Raw genomic sequence first — 13,224 nt, 5'->3', positions numbered from 1 at the left:
GGTCACAAGCCCTCGATCGCCTCGCGGATCGTATGCGGGCCGGAGGTCAGAACCAATGTCTTGCCGACGCTGGACGGCGCATCGATGAGCGCTTCGACGACCGCGGCTACATCGGCTCGAGGCACAGAGCCTCGATCGACGGGCGGCTGCGCAAGCAATACTTCGCCGGTCGGGTCGTCGTCCGTCAGAAGGCCTGGCCGAAGAATCGTCCAATCCAGCGAAGACCTTGTCTTCAGGTCTTCCTCCGCTGCCGTCTTCGCCCGCAGGTAGGCGGCAAAAACCTCGTCGGTGTTCTCCGGTATTTCGTCACCAGCACCCATGGCGCTGATCTGAATGAACCGACGCACTCCCGCTTTCTCGGCGGCATCGGCCAACAGCACCGCCGCAGCTCGGTCGACGGAGTCCTTGCGCTCGATCGAGCTACCAGGTCCGGCGCCCGCGGCGAAGACCGCGACGTCGGCACCGTCGAGTACCTTCGCAACTTCCTCGACCGTGGAGGATTCCAGATCGATCACCACGGGGAACGCGCCGAGTGTGCGGACCGCACCCTCGTGCGCGGAGTTGCGGATCAGCGCTACCGGCCGATCACCATGTCCTGCCAGCAGGTACGTCAGGTGCTGCGCGATCTTGCCGTGCCCGCCGGCAATGACCACGCGTCGTTCGTCCACACTTCGATGTTCCGTCATCGTTTTCTCCTCACACGTCGGTACTTCAAGTGCAGCACTCCGGAGCGGCCCGTTGTTCCCCTGTTTGTCCCACGAGTTCGGACGCAGAGGCAGAATGACGAACATGGCATCTGCAACCATCTTCCACAATCAACGGTGCAACACCTCGCGGACCGTTCTCGGGCTCATCCGGGAAGCCGGCATCGAACCCACCATCGTCAAGTACCTCGATACTCCGCCTACCCGATCCGAGCTGGAAAAACTCATCGCCGACGCCGGCCTCGAGCCCAGTCAAGCGGTTCGCAAGCGCGAAACGCAGTACAAGGACCTCGGACTCGCCGACGCTTCCGAATCCGAGATCCTCGACGCGATGATCGAGCACCCAATTCTGATCGAACGCCCATTCGTCGTCACTGACAAGGGCACGGTGCTCGCGCGTCCGGCAGCCAAGGTGGAAGAGATTCTCTGACGTCTACCGCTCACAGCGGATCGCGGGCGATCGGGCAGGACATGCAGCGAGGTCCACCGCGACCGGAGCCCAGTTCGGAACCCGCGATTCGCAAAACCTCGATACCCGAGGCCTCCAGCCTGGCATTCGTTTCGACGTTGCGCTCGTAAGCGACGACGACGCCCGGTTCGACGGCCAACGTGTTGTTGCCGTCGTCCCATTGCTCACGCTCGGCAGTGACCGTGTCGAGTCCGGTGTCGATCACTCGAAGTTTTCCGATTCCCATGGCGTCGGCTGCCGCTTCGAGGAACGGCGTCGCACCGCGAATACTCACCCCGTCGTCTTCCTTGCGAAGGGTGAACGCTGCCAATGTGTCCTGAATGGCCGGATACATGACGACCGCGTCGGCCTCGACCATGGTGCAGACCGTGTCGAGATGCATAGACGCTCGGCGTTGCTCGATCGGAACAACCAACACCTTGTGGGCGAGACCGTCGTCGAACACGCTACGCGCCAATGCTTCTGCGCCGGCGGGTGATGTACGTTCACCGACACCGATCGCGATCACCCCCGGCGCGAGAAGCAGCACGTCACCTCCCTCGACAGGAGCCGTGTGCGACTCGTACGCGCGGCGCACGCCTTTGAATCGGGGGTGATGCGCGTAGACGAGATCCGTGATCGAGGATTCGCGAGCTCGCGCTGACAACGCCAAGGACGTGATGATGACCCGTGGCCCGACCCAGAACGACGAATCGCGGGTGAAGAGCAAGTTGGGCAGCGGGTCGATCACGAAGTCACCGCCGTGATGCATCCTGCGCACCAACGAGGTCGAGCCGGCGTCGATCGGCAGCTCGTCGAACGTCATTCCGGCAGTAAGGATCGACGACAGCTCCTTCGGCTCTACCGTTCGCAGGTACGCAGCCAGGTGTTGCCCGAGCGCGTGGCCGATCTTGCGTGCGTCGACGGCGGCCGCGATTCCCTGGATCCTCGCTGCGCCACTGACCTCGAGCGCCTCGGTGAGGAGATCGGACAAAAGCAGTACCTCGACGCCGCGCTCACGAAGGACGGTCGCAAACTGATCGTGTTCTTCCTGCGCGCGGTCCACCCACGGCAACGCGTCGAACAGCAGCTCGTCGTTGTTGCGCGGAGTCAATCGTTTCAACTCGTCGCCCGGACGATGAAGAATGACCGATCGCAATCGGCCCACCTCGGAATCGACACCGAGGGGGACGGAGCCAGAAGCGTTCATGAGTGAACACTAATCCCGTAGGCCCCACCCAGCAGGGATGAGCAGCTGCCATATCTTCCCGCGTAACGTCTGATCCGACGCAGGCGAGAGGACCACGCAATGAGTAGCACGGATCAGGCGGCGCTGGGCGGCGCCGGAATCGACAGGTTCACCGGGCGCTGGGTCGGCGCTGGAGCCGGACATTTCCCCACCATCGACGACTTCGAGTACTCCGAGGAGATCGAGTTCGCTCCGACTCCGAAACCGTTTGTCACCTACTCGTCGCGCACTCGAGGGCTCCCCGACGGCCGACCACTTCACATGGAATCGGGATACCTGCGCCCGACACCTGGTGGTGAGCTCGAACTGCTGGTCAGCCAGCCCACCGGATTTGTGGAGATCCATCGCGGCACCGTCGACTCCGAAGGCACTCTCGCCTTGACCCGTCTCACGCTCGCAGCATCGCCCGACGCAAAACCGGTTCACGACGTCCGGCGAGTCATGCGCGTCCAAGGCGACACCCTGACCTACGACTTGTGGATGGCGCACGGTGACACCCCGCTGACGCATCATCTCCACGCCACCCTCCACCGGGCGACGGACCGGTAGTCGCCATGGAGATGCCGTCGTGGAAAGCCAAGGAACTTACGCCCGGCCAGCTCTCCGAGCGCAGCGGTGTCGCCGTCTCGGCCCTGCATTTCTACGAACGAGAAGGCCTCATCGTCAGTCGTCGGACCAGCGGCAACCAGCGTCGATACCAACGAGACACGCTTCGACGCGTCGCCTTCATCAGAATCTCGCAACGCGTCGGCATTCCGCTGTCGGAAATCCGGGAAGCCCTCGGCACACTTCCTGAAGGCCGTACCCCGAACCGCGCAGATTGGGAACGGTTGTCGACCGGATGGCGGCGCCACCTCGATCTCCGCATCGAGCAACTGGAACGACTACGCGACAATCTCACCGGTTGCATAGGTTGCGGGTGTCTCTCACTGGAGGGATGCGCCCTCGCAAACCCTCACGATCAACTCGCTGCCGCCGGCCCAGGTGCACGCGTTCTGGAGGTGGATTTCGGCGCCGACTCAGGCGAGAAATGACTCGACAGCGTCCCGATCGCGCCCCAGCAAGTCCTCGACGGTCTTCTTCAGCAACTTCTCGATCTGGCCGCCGATAATCGGCATCTTCACTTCGGCCGTCCCGTCGACGACCAGTCGCGTGCAGGACTCGGCGGCGGTAAGGTCCAGCGTCGTCTCGATTCGTATCGGCAGTCCGTGCGCGATTCCGGTGACCGACCCTGCGGCCTTCCCGTCAGACAGAGGCCCCCAGTGGTCGACCCGTGTCAGACCCAGTCGACTCGGCGCAACCTTGGCGACCAGGGTCGGGAGGGAGGCAGAGTCGATTTCCTCGGACACGGATACTTCGATCGATCCGTCTCCAACTTCGATGTCCGAGGTGGCATAAAGGTCTCCGAGTCGGACTTTCCAATAACTCGGGTCAGTCAAAGTTCGATGCACGTCGTCGATCGGATATTTGAATTCGATATCGAAGTGAAAACTCTTCGGCATGACTTTGGTCCCTATTTGACTAGATAAAAGTCCCGTCGGAGTTAATGCTCATCGCTTGAGCAATTTACTGAACTGGTCGTTCGCTTTTTGCATCACGAACTCGTAAGGCGGGGCGAATTTGCGGGCCCACCAGTATCCGAATCGAATGTCATTGGACGTATACACGAGGTACGTGTTCTTCTCGATTCCCCGCAGAATGCACGAGGCCACCTTCTCCGGGGAGACCGCGCGCTTCTCGAACCGGTGCGTGAGCTTTTTGACCCGCGGGTCATCCCGGTCGATACCCGCGATCTCCACGGTTCCCACCAAAGGCGTCTTCACCCCACCAGGCACAACCAGACTGACGCCGATTCCGTGCCGCTTCAGATCGAATCGCAGCACCTCGGAGACCCCACGAAGGCCGAACTTGCTCGCACTGTAAGCGGCATGCCACGGCAGTGCCAAGAGCCCAGCGGCCGAAGACACATTGACCAGGTGCCCACCCTTGCCAGCGCGGATCATGGGCGGAACGAACGTCTCCATGACATGGATCGGTCCCATCAGGTTGACGTCAACCATCGACTTCCAGTGCCGATGCTCGAGGTTCTCGATAGTTCCCCACGCTGAAATGCCGGCGATATTCATGACGACATCCATCGGAGAGAATTGAGTGTGAATCTCGGTACCGAATTTCACAACCTCGTCGTAATCCGAGATATCGAGTGCCTTGGCCAAACTGACCGTGCCGCCTCCGGCACCAACCATTGCGGCAGTCTCTTGCAATCCACGGTCGTTGATATCAGTGAGAAACAATTCGGCTCCGGCCTCGGATGCCCGCAGTGCAGTTGCGCGTCCTATCCCACTACCAGCGCCGGTGATCAGGCATTTCTTACCCTCGAGCGACCTTACTGACATGGATCGACACTCCCCCGCACTCGTACTGTGGACATGCGGGAAAGTCTACGCACGCGTTGTGCGGCCGCCCCGAAACACGCATTGCGGCCGTGAGCATGCCAGAACCCACGACCTCGGCGGCAGCCGCCGAACCCACCGACAGCTACAGACGCTGAGCCATCTGCTCTTGATAGCCCCTGACCGTACGGTCGAGTTCTTCCGCCGCTACATCGTCCCCACGCTTGCGTGCGTCGTGGGCTCGATCCTGGATTTCACGGATCGCGCGGCGCAGTTCGTCATCGCTCATCGTGTGTTTCATATCACAATTCTGCACCTACGCAGGGGGTTTAGCTAGCGCAGATTGCATTCCGGCAAACCGTTCAAGGTTCAACCCCGAAGTGATTCGAGCAACATCGCGAACAGTCGCCATAATTGCAACCGCATCACTCCACACCGTCACTGAACTGCGGTTTTCCTTTCGGAACACATATGAAAAACCAGGCTAACGCTTAGCTAATATCGCCAAAACGGGTAAAAGGTTTGATACTGGGCACATTAACCAAGTAATGGAAGGTTCGAATAGCGCGACCGTAGCTGCACAATCTTCGTGCGGCCGATACTCAATGTGCGCTGAGACATAGCTGAGCACTCAATGGCCGAACGAATCGAATCTCGGACACATTTGACAACTGGTCCACTAAACAGACTACGGTGAGCTACCGATCGGTTATCCGCGTGATACCGTAGGATTCACTGAACGGACAATTGCTAGCTAGAGAGGATTACGGGGCGGTTCACAATGGCTGACTTTGCAGAACGATTGAACAAACTGTTCGACAGTGTTCATCCTCCGGGGCGCAAACCCCACACCAACGCCGAGGTTGCGGCAGCGCTCATCGAAGACGGCCATCAGATCTCCAAGCCGTACATCTCGCAGCTCCGCTCGGGACAGCGCACCAACCCCTCGGACGAGACAGTCGCTGCGTTCGCCCGGTTCTTCAAGGTGAAGCCCGACTACTTCTTCAACGACATCTACGCTGCCAAGATCGATCACGACCTCGAACTGCTCTCGCAGCTCCAAGGTTACGGCCTTCGCCGCCTCTCGAGCCGCGCATTCGACCTGTCGGAAGAATCGCAGAATCTGCTCACCACGATGGCTGAAAAGCTGCGTGCGAGTGAGGGTTTGCCAGAGGTTCCGCCCGACGCGTCACGCTGATGCAAATGTGCTGAAGCACTGAATTGACATGGAGTAGGTCGACTACGAACGTCGACCTACTTTTGTCGTTTCATCGAGTTCCTTCGCCAACAGTAGGACCCATCGGCGCGCCGACATCCGCTCCGGCGGCGCAATCCATCTGGTGTCCAACACATCCGAGGTCAATGGATCCGCGATCCACCCCGCAAGTATTCCTGCATGGGCGGTAACTGCCCGGGGCGGTTCCTGACCACCGACGTCGAACATCCCGGCGCCGGACTGTATGTACATCGCATCCATGATCTGAGCGATCATGTCCGATGCCCGGAGTACTGACGTACTTCCGGCACTGTCCGCGTCGACAACCTCGGGGAATCGCTTGACGAGAAGCGCGTGCATCCGCCGCAGCCGGTACAGATCTCGTCGGGCACGTAACCAGGTCTCGAGAAGCACCCACGTGATGCCGAGCGCTATCAGAACACTCGAGGCAGCGATGAACCACACCCCTGCGCCCGTCCAGATATCCGATTCGAGTGCGCTGGTGCCACCGATCGATTCGACCAGCATCACGACGACCACGACAAGCAAGACCGACGAACCTGTCACGATCAATGCGATTCCGCGCCCCAACGGCGCCCAGGCAACGTGCCGTAGCCCCGTCGAAATGACAAGGGACAGAGCGACGATGATAAAGATCAGAGCCGGCGCTGGGTATCCGAAGAAAACCGCGATCGCCACCAGCAGCCCCACCGAGTACAGCACCGTGGCGAGACCGCGCATGGCTGGACGCGACATCACCGGCCAGGCAGACACGGCGCCGACTGCGCTGGCCGCAGACAACGCGGTCCACAAGACGATGACGATCATCGCTGCGGCATGTTGCTCCGGCGCAATTCGATCGACGATGTCCCACACCGCCGGCACCATGACCGTCGACGACAATGCGACCGAGAAGCCTGCGAAGACCATCGACATTCGCAACGGCGTCGCGGTGCGCGCGACAACTCGACCCAGTCTCGCGCCGGCTGCAACCCAGACGAGAAGGGCCACAGCCCAAAAGATCATCCGATCGCCTCGTCGTACCGCAACACCGACAGCGGTGTCCCACGGCCACTCATCGTTCGCAGACGCATGATCAACATCGACGCGAACGTCTCGGCTTCCCACTCCGCGATGTCATCCATCGGCACGGGTTCGTTGCGCCGCAGAGAACGTTGACTCAACATGTATGCAATCAAATCGTCACTGACCTCGAGCGTCGCCTCGGCGATCTCGGCACCTTCGTGACGAAACACTATGTGCCCCAACTCATGTGCCAGAGTCCGCTCGACATTGGGTAGTCCGGGAGCCAAAACGATGACGTCGTGGTCGTCGTAGGCCCGGCGCTGACCGCACACTCCGGTGGCGAGCGGGGTTTCCAGATCGATCTCGATCGGGCGCCCACGCTCGCGGGCGACTGTCTGTACCACCGTAAGCAGTGACACAGCCTCCGACGACGCTGCTGCGTCACATACGGCATCCACCGCGGCCAGAACGCGGCGATGTGAACGTCTGTCCGGCACGACTCACGCACCTCCCTGTGATCCGGGTGCCAGGAATTCGGCACGTGCGGCAGCCAAACGTGCCTTCTGCAACGATGCTCCGCGAAAAGTCATTGCTCCCGCACCCGCCGCTACGACTGCCATTCCGCCCACACCGCCTGCGACGGCGGCAGCGTTGAGAATCGGCGGAAGGCCTTGAGTGAACGCCGTCGGGAATGCCTGCGGGTTCTCACTGGGACTCGCGACGTTCGGAGCGTTCGACGGTACCTGGGGAGCTACGGGTGCCGGTGCGGCCAGAACCTCGGGCGCGGACGGTGCTGCGACTGCGCCCGGCGCAGCGTTCGCCGGTCCACCGGCAGAGGGTGCAGGTGCTCCGCCGCCTGCTGACGGCCCCTGCGGATCAGACGGTCCAGCCGGTGGAACCGCGGCCTCCGAGGATGGCTCGGAACTCGACTGCGACTCGGAAGGGGACTGCGTCGTCTCGGAGGCTGCTTCGCTAGATGAACTCTCAGTCTGCGAAGTTGCGTTGGTCGCAGGGGAAGCGCTGCTGCTCGGACGTTGCGACGCCGAAGGGTTGGTCGAGGCCTCAGTTGTCGTGGGCTCAGCCGTCGTCGTGGGCTCAGTCGTCGTGGGCTCAGCCGTCGTGGTCGGCTCAGTCGTCGTGGGCTCAGTCGTCGTGGTCGGCTCAGTCGTCGTGGGCTCAGTCGTCGTGGGCTCAGTCGTCGTGGTCGGCTCAGTCGTCGTGGTCGGCTCAGTCGTCGTGGGCTCAGTCGTCGTCGTGGGCTCAGTCGTCGTCGTGGGCTCAGTCGTCGTGGGCTCAGTCGTCGTGGGCTCAGTCGTCGTCGTGGGCTCAGTCGTCGTCGTGGGCTCAGTCGTCGTCGTGGGCTCAGTCGTCGTGGGCTCAGTCGTCGTGGTCGGCTCAGTCGTGGTCGGCGTCGGAATTACCGTTGTACCGCAGTTGTGATGGTGGCAATGCCAGCCGTAGTTGCCGTTGCCGTTGCCGTTGTTACCGCCACCGTTGTTGCCGTTGTTGCCGTTGTTGCCGTTGTTGCCGTTGTTGCCGTTGTTGCCGTTGTTGCCGTAGTTGCCGTTTCCGTTGCCGTTGTTTCCACCGCCACTGTTGCCGCCAGGTTGGGCGGCGACGATGGCAGGGAAGACCGATACGGCAAGGACGCCGATACCCATCAGGCACATCACAGCAACAAGCATCATCGCTAGCCGTCGTGGCTGGCTCATCGACATTCCTCCCCGACACATACGTCCGACCTGCGGAAAACTGCGGCAGACTCATCGTGCCTATCGCACCGGACACACCCTCGTTACATTTCCGGCAAACATGTATCCGCCCAAGGATCATCCCTCACTTGGAAGCTCAACGGTCCGGATCAGCGGTCGCAATCGTATGAAACGGCGCACACTCGAGCTAAATCTTCGCAATTCGGGCAGGCTCTGAAAATGCAGGAAAGGGCCGTTCAACTTTCGTTGAAAGACCCTTTTTGCTGGTACTTCTTGGTGGAGCTGAGGGGAATCGAACCCCTGACCTCTTCGATGCGAACGAAGCGCGCTACCAACTGCGCCACAGCCCCGTGCCACCGCCTCAGCGGTGCTCGGCAACTCTAACAGGAACGAATACTCCCGTTGGAATCACCCGACACGAACTTTCGGCCCGACAAGATCTGCCCAGAAGATCGACCGAGATAGGTCACTGACCGGACGCGCGACGCATCTCGGTGTGCCTGATCTCTTCTTCGTAGTGATCCAGGTGATCGAACACCGGATCTTCGTCGTCGACCTCGAGGACAACCGCTCCTGGTCGGCGCAGTCGCGCCGGAATCAGGCGCAACTCTTCGTCGGTGTGCGATTCGACTCCGAGTCGCGATCGGTTGAGGCGTTCGGTACGACGGCGGCGAATCTCCTGCTCGATCCGAACCTGCCGACGTAGGTACGCCATGTACCCACCGAGGCCGCACACGGTCAGCACAAACAACCACCACACCATCGGCGAGATGATCAATGCGAGAGCGCCCGAGAGAATCGCGACGAATGCCAGGCCCAGCAATGTCCGCTGACGGAATGCGTACCGCGCCTCCCGGGCGATGGCATCCGCTTCGGGGTCGAATCCGCCTCGGCCGCGCCGAACGGGAACAAATTCTCCGACCGGTGCACGACCGCCGGTGTAGTCGTCTTCTGCGTGAGTGTCCATCTGGTCCTCCGCGTCGTAGCTGCTGCGCACTGGTTCTGGTTGCCAGTTCGGATCGCTTCGATGTCCTGCTGCCGGCCCGCGCTGAACAGGGTTGCTGTCGCCGCGGTGGAGTACTCGAGTCGCGAGCGCCGCGTCACTCGTCTGCCGGATCCTGGGGCGCTTGTTGACAAGCATCGGCACCAGGACGAACAGCCACACGGCCACCAGCCCGATCCACACGAATGAGCTAGGCATGCCGCGGCCTCCTCCCGATCACCTACCAGCACCTATGCCAGCCGTTGACGAGTCAAGGTTAACGGCCGACGCCCTCGCATCGTTGCCGACGCGCCGAACCCCACCATACTCATGTGTCACACGCGTACCGAACTGAACTTCCGGTTCAGTCCCAAAAGTCTCAAGTTCTGGTTGAATCAAAAACCACATTTTTCCGGCCGAAAGTAGGACTACTCAGCGGTAACTGCCGTTTAGCTCGCGTTTCTCACGCTCGTGGCGCCGTATTGGTCACACCCACGAAGCGCGTCCGGACCGCACCAATCTGTCGACGACGGTGGTGGGTACTTCCTCGATGGTCATTCCGACCAGAAGATGATCACGCCATTGGCCGTCGACATCGAGATAGCGCTTGAGAAGACCTTCCTCCCGGAACCCAACATTTCGTAGGACTGCGCGACTCGACGCGTTCTCCGGCCGAACGGTCGCCTCCACTCGATGCAGACCGACCTTCGAGAATGCGTGATCGAGTGTGAGCGCCACGGCCGCTGTGGCTACGCCCCCACCGGTGACGTGCGAGGCGACCCAATAGCCCACCCAGGCGGACCGCAGAGCGCCGCGCACGACATTTCCGATGGTGACCTGCCCGCAGTACTTCCCGTCAAGTTCGATCACCAAGGGAAGGATCCGGCCCTTGCGCGCCTCGGAGCGAAGATTCCCGCACAGGGACGGCCAGACAGTGATGTGGTGGCGAGCATCCCAGGGCGACTCTCCGGTGGGCTCCCACGGCTCCAGGTGCTCGCGATCGCGAATGCGGAGGCGACTCCACACAGCAGCGTCACGGAGCTTCACGGGGCGGACGGTCACCACTCCCGCGGGCACTCGCAGTGGGCCGAGATCTTCCGGCCATCCTGGATGGACTGACATCACACCCCACTCGGGTCGGCGTTACCCACGTTGGGCGAGAAAAGCTACGTCGACTTCTTCACCGATGTGCACTTCGGTGACGTCTCGATCGACAAGAACCAAGCAATTGGCTTCCGCCAAGGTCGCGAGGAGATGTGAGGACGCACCGGGCGCACCCCCGAGTGCCTGCACCAGGTACTCCCCCGTCGCTTCGTCACGCATCAGCTGACCACGCAGGAAACCCTTGCGATCGGCAATCGACGTGATCGTTCCCACCGTGCGCGCCTTCACTACTCGCCGCATCGGTTGGCGGCGTCCGAGCGCGATTCTGATCAGCGGGCGAACCATGACTTCGAATACCACCAGTGCGCTTACCGGGTTGGACGGTAGGAGAAAGGTCGGAACCTCGTCTCGTCCCAGCTTGCCGAAGCCCTGCACTGATCCCGGATGCATGGCAACGCGCTCCACCTCGAGTGTCCCCAGGTCGGCAAGCGCCTCACGAACCTCGTCGGACGCTCCGCCGCCCACGGCACCGGCGATGACAACGATTTCCGAGCGAATCAGCTGTCCTTCGACTACTTCGCGAAGACGGCGCGAGTCGTTGCCTGCGATTCCCACACGGTTGACGTCGGCGCCGGCATCGCGCGCTGCGGCGGCGAGGGCATACGAATTGACGTCGTAGACCTGACCAGGCCCCGGCGTGCGATCCACGTCGACAAGTTCTCCACCGACGCTGATGACGGAGAGACGCGGACGCGGATGGACGAGCACTTTGTCGCGACCGACCGCGGCAAGCAAACCGACCTGCGCGGCTCCGATGATGGTGCCTGCCCGAACGGCCACGTCGCCCGGCTGGACGTCGTCACCTGCACGGCGAACGTAATCGCCCGAACGCACCGGCTCGAAGATCCGAACGCGAGCGCGACCACCGTCGGTGTTTTCGAGCGGGAGCACGGCGTCGGCCAGCGTGGGCAGCGGCGCGCCCGTGTCGACTCGAACGGCCTGACGCGGTTGCAACCGGATCGGTTGGCGTGAGCCCGCCGTCACCTCGCCGACCACCGGCAAGCTGAGGTCCGTAGGCTCGCCGTCCTCGCCGCGGAGGTCGGCTCCAGCGCCGGCGACATCGACACTGCGAACCGCGTAACCGTCGATGGCAGCTTGATCGAATCCCGGCAATGGGCGTTCGGTCACCACTTCCTCGGCACACAGCAGTCCCTGCGCCTCCGAGATGGCGACCCGAACCGGACGGGGTGCCACTGCAGCAGCGGTAACCCTGGTCTGCTGCTCCTCAACCGACCGCATCTGGTCCGCGTCCTCCTGTGTCTGGAAATTCGGTGATATCCGTCAGCTCATGATGCCTTGCCTTCGAAAAGGGACAAGCACATTGATACTGCGTTATCGGGCGAGCAACCACCGTGGCGACACGCTCAGCGGTCGAGCCGATCCGCGAGCCACTTACGCAAGGACGGACCGTAATCGTCACTGTCGAGTGCCAGGTCAACCGAAGCGCGGAGGTACCCGCCGGGGTTGCCCAGGTCATGACGCGTTCCGCGGTGCACCACCACGTGAACCGGATGACCCTCGGAAATCAGGAGAGCGATGGCGTCGGTGAGTTGCAACTCACCGCCGGCTCCCGGCTTGATGCGGCGAAGTGCGTCGAAGATCGCACGATCGAGCAGATAGCGACCCGCAGCGGCAAAGGTCGACGGCGCGTCTTCCACAGCCGGCTTCTCGACCATGCCGACGACCTTGAGGACGTCGGGATTGACGGCGTCGGGAACGATCTCGACGTCGAAGACGCCGTAAGCGCTCACTGCGTCCTTGGGAACGTCGATTGCACAGAGAACGGATCCGCCGCGCTTGGCCCGAACTCGCGCCATGATCTCCAGGACGCCACGCGGGAGTACGAGATCATCGGGCAGAAGGACCGCGATGGCATCTTCGTCGTCGTCGAGAACCGACTCGACGCAACCGACTGCGTGCCCGAGGCCGAGGGGCTGCTCCTGAATCACGGAATCGACTTCGAGCAAACCCGGCGCTTTGCGCACCTTTGCCAGGGCAGCAAGTTTTCCGCTCGCTTCCAGCTTGCTTTCGAGCACGAGATCCTCGACGAAGTGCGCAACCACTCCGTCTTTGCCCGGGGACGTCACGATGACGAGCCGCTCGGCTCCCGAGTCCGCAGCTTCACCCGCCACCAGTTCGATACCCGGTGTGTCCACGACCGGCAGCAATTCTTTCGGAACCGTCTTGGTGGCAGGCAGGAAACGCGTACCAAGTCCGGCTGCGGGAACCACGGCCGTACGGAAGGCCCTCGTGCTGCTAGCGACAACGTCTGTCATGCCAACACCTTAGCCGCCGCTTGTTACCGCTCGGTCAGCACGACGAATATCGTT

General features: G+C 61.9%; 17 protein-coding genes and 1 tRNA gene. 6 read left to right on the top strand and 12 right to left on the bottom strand.

Translation table 11 applies throughout. From position 1 onward, the window contains the following. Positions 1–2: 2 nt before the first annotated feature. Entirely contained in the window at positions 3–686 is a 684-nt protein-coding gene (locus CPI83_RS08360; RefSeq protein ID WP_020970330.1) for an SDR family oxidoreductase, read from the bottom strand. Between the two features lie 94 nt (positions 687–780). Between CPI83_RS08360 and arsC the strand changes: the two genes are divergently transcribed. Further along, entirely contained in the window at positions 781–1,134 is a 354-nt protein-coding gene (gene arsC, locus CPI83_RS08355; protein WP_020970331.1) for an arsenate reductase (glutaredoxin), read from the top strand. Positions 1,135–1,144: 10 nt separating this feature from the next. Here arsC and arcA read toward each other — a convergent pair whose 3' ends face one another. After that, positions 1,145–2,362: an arginine deiminase gene (gene arcA, locus CPI83_RS08350; RefSeq protein WP_097387073.1), complete on the bottom strand. Its 1,218-nt coding sequence runs from the start codon at positions 2,360–2,362 to the stop codon at positions 1,145–1,147. A gap of 99 nt (positions 2,363–2,461) precedes the next feature. Here arcA and CPI83_RS08345 point away from each other — a divergent pair, with 99 nt between their 5' ends. Both CPI83_RS08345 and soxR read left to right on the top strand, forming a co-directional pair. Further along, positions 2,462–2,950: an FABP family protein gene (locus CPI83_RS08345; RefSeq protein WP_020970333.1), complete on the top strand. Its 489-nt coding sequence runs from the start codon at positions 2,462–2,464 to the stop codon at positions 2,948–2,950. A 5-nt stretch (positions 2,951–2,955) separates the two neighbouring features. Next, complete coding sequence (soxR, locus tag CPI83_RS08340; RefSeq protein ID WP_019744715.1) at positions 2,956–3,435, top strand: redox-sensitive transcriptional activator SoxR; 480 nt, start codon at positions 2,956–2,958, stop codon at positions 3,433–3,435. On the opposite strand, the gene CPI83_RS08335 is transcribed toward soxR, so the two are convergent. The 3 genes from CPI83_RS08335 to CPI83_RS30950 form a co-directional block, all read right to left on the bottom strand. Further along, positions 3,421–3,903 carry a DUF2505 domain-containing protein gene (locus CPI83_RS08335; protein ID WP_029255916.1) on the bottom strand — a complete coding sequence of 161 codons (483 nt, stop codon included), beginning with the start codon at positions 3,901–3,903 and terminating at the stop codon, positions 3,421–3,423. The two genes, soxR and CPI83_RS08335, sit on opposite strands and share 15 nt — an antisense overlap. A 48-nt stretch (positions 3,904–3,951) precedes the next feature. Beyond that, positions 3,952–4,797: an SDR family oxidoreductase gene (locus CPI83_RS08330; RefSeq protein ID WP_019744717.1), complete on the bottom strand. Its 846-nt coding sequence runs from the start codon at positions 4,795–4,797 to the stop codon at positions 3,952–3,954. Positions 4,798–4,939: 142 nt separating this feature from the next. Then, positions 4,940–5,083 carry a hypothetical protein gene (locus CPI83_RS30950; RefSeq protein ID WP_162267916.1) on the bottom strand — a complete coding sequence of 48 codons (144 nt, stop codon included), beginning with the start codon at positions 5,081–5,083 and terminating at the stop codon, positions 4,940–4,942. Positions 5,084–5,575: 492 nt separating this feature from the next. Here CPI83_RS30950 and CPI83_RS08325 point away from each other — a divergent pair, with 492 nt between their 5' ends. After that, a complete protein-coding gene (locus CPI83_RS08325; RefSeq protein WP_003946231.1) occupies positions 5,576–5,992 on the top strand; it encodes a helix-turn-helix domain-containing protein in 417 nt (138 codons plus the stop codon). Positions 5,993–6,034: 42 nt separating this feature from the next. Here CPI83_RS08325 and CPI83_RS08320 read toward each other — a convergent pair whose 3' ends face one another. Together CPI83_RS08320 and CPI83_RS08315 are read right to left on the bottom strand one after the other, a co-directional pair. After that, positions 6,035–7,036, bottom strand: a complete 1,002-nt coding sequence (locus CPI83_RS08320) for a hypothetical protein (protein WP_097387072.1) — start codon at positions 7,034–7,036, stop codon at positions 6,035–6,037. Then, complete coding sequence (locus CPI83_RS08315) at positions 7,033–7,533, bottom strand: ImmA/IrrE family metallo-endopeptidase (RefSeq protein WP_003946241.1); 501 nt, start codon at positions 7,531–7,533, stop codon at positions 7,033–7,035. The genes CPI83_RS08320 and CPI83_RS08315 overlap by 4 nt, the downstream gene beginning before the upstream one ends. A 178-nt stretch (positions 7,534–7,711) precedes the next feature. On the opposite strand from CPI83_RS08315, the gene CPI83_RS30715 reads away from it, so the two are divergent. Then, positions 7,712–8,476: a hypothetical protein gene (locus CPI83_RS30715; protein ID WP_157920614.1), complete on the top strand. Its 765-nt coding sequence runs from the start codon at positions 7,712–7,714 to the stop codon at positions 8,474–8,476. Further along, entirely contained in the window at positions 8,476–8,730 is a 255-nt protein-coding gene (locus CPI83_RS30710) for a hypothetical protein (protein WP_157920613.1), read from the top strand. The genes CPI83_RS30715 and CPI83_RS30710 overlap by 1 nt, the downstream gene beginning before the upstream one ends. A 292-nt stretch (positions 8,731–9,022) precedes the next feature. Here CPI83_RS30710 and CPI83_RS08305 read toward each other — a convergent pair. From CPI83_RS08305 to CPI83_RS08285, 5 genes are all read right to left on the bottom strand, one after another. Then, positions 9,023–9,098, bottom strand: a tRNA-Ala gene (locus CPI83_RS08305). Between the two features lie 116 nt (positions 9,099–9,214). Further along, the gene (gene glpR / locus CPI83_RS08300; RefSeq protein WP_020908625.1) at positions 9,215–9,949 is read right to left on the bottom strand and encodes a gephyrin-like molybdotransferase receptor GlpR; all 735 of its coding nucleotides are present in this window, start codon (positions 9,947–9,949) and stop codon (positions 9,215–9,217) included. Between the two features lie 267 nt (positions 9,950–10,216). After that, the gene (locus CPI83_RS08295) at positions 10,217–10,852 is read right to left on the bottom strand and encodes a GNAT family protein (protein WP_007727523.1); all 636 of its coding nucleotides are present in this window, start codon (positions 10,850–10,852) and stop codon (positions 10,217–10,219) included. Between the two features lie 21 nt (positions 10,853–10,873). Beyond that, the gene (gene glp, locus CPI83_RS08290) at positions 10,874–12,133 is read right to left on the bottom strand and encodes a gephyrin-like molybdotransferase Glp (RefSeq protein WP_003946353.1); all 1,260 of its coding nucleotides are present in this window, start codon (positions 12,131–12,133) and stop codon (positions 10,874–10,876) included. Between the two features lie 125 nt (positions 12,134–12,258). After that, positions 12,259–13,170: a UTP--glucose-1-phosphate uridylyltransferase gene (locus CPI83_RS08285; RefSeq protein WP_019744725.1), complete on the bottom strand. Its 912-nt coding sequence runs from the start codon at positions 13,168–13,170 to the stop codon at positions 12,259–12,261. Positions 13,171–13,224 lie beyond the last annotated feature (54 nt).

Origin of the sequence: Rhodococcus sp. H-CA8f (assembly GCF_002501585.1) — a bacterium.
Classification (GTDB): Bacteria; Actinomycetota; Actinomycetes; order Mycobacteriales; family Mycobacteriaceae; genus Rhodococcus_F; species Rhodococcus_F erythropolis.
Note: the sequence above shows the minus strand (reverse complement) of the source record. Positions and strands in the feature narration are given on the sequence as shown.

What these genes read in the sequence shown, in the direction of transcription:
- CPI83_RS08330 (WP_019744717.1), bottom strand. Translation starts at nt 4,797, where the DNA reads ATGTCAGTAAGGTCGCTCGAGGGTAAGAAATGCCTGATCACCGGCGCT.
- CPI83_RS30710 (WP_157920613.1), top strand. Translation starts at nt 8,476, where the DNA reads ATGGTGGCAATGCCAGCCGTAGTTGCCGTTGCCGTTGCCGTTGTTACC.
- CPI83_RS08345 (WP_020970333.1), top strand. Translation starts at nt 2,462, where the DNA reads ATGAGTAGCACGGATCAGGCGGCGCTGGGCGGCGCCGGAATCGACAGG.
- glp (WP_003946353.1), bottom strand. Translation starts at nt 12,133, where the DNA reads ATGCGGTCGGTTGAGGAGCAGCAGACCAGGGTTACCGCTGCTGCAGTG.
- CPI83_RS08295 (WP_007727523.1), bottom strand. Translation starts at nt 10,852, where the DNA reads ATGTCAGTCCATCCAGGATGGCCGGAAGATCTCGGCCCACTGCGAGTG.
- CPI83_RS08320 (WP_097387072.1), bottom strand. Translation starts at nt 7,036, where the DNA reads ATGATCTTTTGGGCTGTGGCCCTTCTCGTCTGGGTTGCAGCCGGCGCG.
- CPI83_RS08325 (WP_003946231.1), top strand. Translation starts at nt 5,576, where the DNA reads ATGGCTGACTTTGCAGAACGATTGAACAAACTGTTCGACAGTGTTCAT.
- CPI83_RS08285 (WP_019744725.1), bottom strand. Translation starts at nt 13,170, where the DNA reads ATGACAGACGTTGTCGCTAGCAGCACGAGGGCCTTCCGTACGGCCGTG.
- CPI83_RS30950 (WP_162267916.1), bottom strand. Translation starts at nt 5,083, where the DNA reads ATGAGCGATGACGAACTGCGCCGCGCGATCCGTGAAATCCAGGATCGA.
- soxR (WP_019744715.1), top strand. Translation starts at nt 2,956, where the DNA reads ATGGAGATGCCGTCGTGGAAAGCCAAGGAACTTACGCCCGGCCAGCTC.
- CPI83_RS08360 (WP_020970330.1), bottom strand. Translation starts at nt 686, where the DNA reads ATGACGGAACATCGAAGTGTGGACGAACGACGCGTGGTCATTGCCGGC.
- arsC (WP_020970331.1), top strand. Translation starts at nt 781, where the DNA reads ATGACGAACATGGCATCTGCAACCATCTTCCACAATCAACGGTGCAAC.
- CPI83_RS08335 (WP_029255916.1), bottom strand. Translation starts at nt 3,903, where the DNA reads ATGCCGAAGAGTTTTCACTTCGATATCGAATTCAAATATCCGATCGAC.
- arcA (WP_097387073.1), bottom strand. Translation starts at nt 2,362, where the DNA reads ATGAACGCTTCTGGCTCCGTCCCCCTCGGTGTCGATTCCGAGGTGGGC.
- glpR (WP_020908625.1), bottom strand. Translation starts at nt 9,949, where the DNA reads ATGCCTAGCTCATTCGTGTGGATCGGGCTGGTGGCCGTGTGGCTGTTC.